The organism is Streptomyces botrytidirepellens, assembly GCF_003721215.1.
Taxonomy (GTDB): Bacteria; Actinomycetota; Actinomycetes; order Streptomycetales; family Streptomycetaceae; genus Streptomyces; species Streptomyces himastatinicus.
This window is the reverse complement of the sequence record NZ_RIBZ01000462.1, coordinates 1-1,481: the sequence shown is the minus strand read 5'-3', so window position 1 is coordinate 1,481 and position 1,481 is coordinate 1. Positions and strand designations below refer to the sequence as shown.

Below are 1,481 nucleotides of genomic sequence, written 5' to 3'. Positions count from 1 at the left end.
GGAGCCCCTGCAACGGGGTCCGGGGCGGAGCCCCGGTTTCGGGAAGGGGCGGGGTGGGGAAAACGCCCCACCCCGCGACCCACGGGCCGCCCCCGGCACGGCCCACCGCCCGCGGCACAACCACCCCCGGCGGTACCCTGACCACGCCGGACCCACGTCCGGCTGGACCACATCCGAAGGGACACCCCATGCCGCTCGAAGCCGGTCTTCTGGAGATTCTCGCCTGCCCGGTGTGCCACGCCCCGCTCCGCGAGGAAGAAGCCGAGGAGACCCCCGAGCTGGTGTGCACGGACGGCAAGGGATGCGGGCTGGCGTACCCCGTCCGGGAGGGCATCCCGGTCCTGCTCGTAGATGAGGCCCGCCGCCCGGCCTGACGACGCCCGCCGACGCGACGCACACCGCATCCCGCCCGCACCGCCAGCCCGCACCGCCGCCCACGGCGATAGGAGGCCGTAGCTCCATGCTCGACGAATCCCTCCTCGACGCCCCAGAGGCCCTCGCCCGGGCCGACACCCGCGGGCTGCTGCGCGGGGCCGCAGAATCCGGCGCCAGGGTCCGTACCGCAGCCCGGCACGCCGCCGAGGCGGGCGTAGCGGACCTGAATCCGGACGGACGGCCGCGCGCCGTCCTGGTCGCGGGCCCGGGGGCGGCGGGAAGCTGCACCGCAGACCTCCTCGGCGCGCTCAGCGGCGGCAACATCCCGGTGAGCCTGATCGGCCCGACCGGCGTCGCACCGGCCCCCGGCGCGCTGCGCTGGGCGCTGCCCGGCTGGGCGGGCCCGCTGGACCTGCTGGTCATCGCGACGCCGGACGGTACGGAGCCGGGGCTGCCGCGCCTCGTGGAGCAGGCGTACCGCAGGGGCTGCGCGCTGGTCGCGGTCGCTCCGGGGCACTCGCCGCTGGCGGGCGCGGTGGCGCAGGCGCGCGGCCTGATGGTGCCGCTGGCCACGTCCTCGTACGGCCTGCCCGGAACCGGCACCGGCACCGGCCCCGCGCCGTACGCCACGCCCCCACCCGACGAGCCCCCAAACACAGCTCCCACCACCACACGCCCCGAGGAGCAGCCCCAGGGCCCACCCCCCGAAGGCGCTCTGGGCGAGCCCGCCCCCTCCGGCGGGCACCCCCACCACGCCACCCCGCCGCACATAGAGCCGCCGGGCACCGCACCGGACGAGGTCACCGGCCCCGCCCTGCCCGGCACGCTGTGGGCGCTGCTCACGCCGCTGCTCATGCTCGTCGACCGGATCGGCCTGATCTCCGCGCCGCCCGCCGCGCTCCAGCAGGTGGCGGACCGGCTGGACCGGGTCGCCGAGCGCTGCGGGCCGGCCATCGCCACGTACACCAACCCCGCGAAGACGCTCGCGGCCGAGCTGGCCGGGGCGCTTCCGCTGCTGTGGACGGAGGGCCCGGTGGCCGCCGCGTCCGGACGGCGCTTCGCGGGGCTGCTCGCGTCGCTCGCGGGGCGCCCCGCGCTCGCCGCCG

2 protein-coding genes are annotated in these 1,481 nt (G+C 77.9%); both read left to right on the top strand.

Annotated elements, in window-relative coordinates; translation table 11 throughout:
• Positions 1 to 188 precede the first annotated feature (188 nt).
• The gene (locus EEJ42_RS31615; protein ID WP_123105294.1) at positions 189 to 374 is read left to right on the top strand and encodes a Trm112 family protein; all 186 of its coding nucleotides are present in this window, start codon (positions 189 to 191) and stop codon (positions 372 to 374) included.
• 86 nt (positions 375 to 460) lie between these two features.
• Positions 461 to 1,481 (top strand): SIS domain-containing protein (locus tag EEJ42_RS31610; RefSeq protein ID WP_123105292.1); only part of this gene is annotated, 1,021 nt, incomplete at its 3' end.

What these genes read in the sequence shown, in the direction of transcription:
- EEJ42_RS31615 (WP_123105294.1), top strand. Translation starts at nt 189, where the DNA reads ATGCCGCTCGAAGCCGGTCTTCTGGAGATTCTCGCCTGCCCGGTGTGC.